The sequence below is a fragment of the Desulfovibrio sp. OH1186_COT-070 genome (assembly GCF_003860215.1).
Taxonomy (GTDB): Bacteria; Desulfobacterota; Desulfovibrionia; order Desulfovibrionales; family Desulfovibrionaceae; genus Desulfovibrio.
This window is the reverse complement of record NZ_RQYH01000223.1, coordinates 1-352: the sequence shown is the minus strand read 5'-3', so window position 1 is coordinate 352 and position 352 is coordinate 1. Positions and strand designations below refer to the sequence as shown.

Here is a 352-nt window from a genome sequence, read left to right as displayed (position 1 = left end):
GTTCTTCAATTAAGGCTTTTACATCTGCTAAATCTTCATTTTCAAGCGATTTTGCCAAACGTTTCAAAATAGCATCAGCTTGGTTTTTATATTCAACTACACGAGCATTGGTTGTGATAAACTGCTCTTTATCAAAGGCTTCTCCAAAACGTTTTTCGGCTTTCGCTACCTCTTTTTCAATTTTAGCTTCAATTTTGGCAACATAATCTTCTACCAAAACATCGGCTCGGTATCTCTTTTTAGAATCTTTATTATCGATTAAAGGGTCATTGAATGCATCTACGTGTCCTGACGCTTTCCACCTGGTGGGGTGCATAAAGATGGCAGCATCAATTCCTACAATGTTTTCGTT

At 37.2% G+C, this 352-nt stretch carries 1 pseudogene; it reads right to left on the bottom strand.

Going from position 1 to position 352, the window contains the following annotated elements:
- Positions 1–352, bottom strand: a pseudogene (locus EII23_RS12600) (hypothetical protein); the annotation flags it as partial.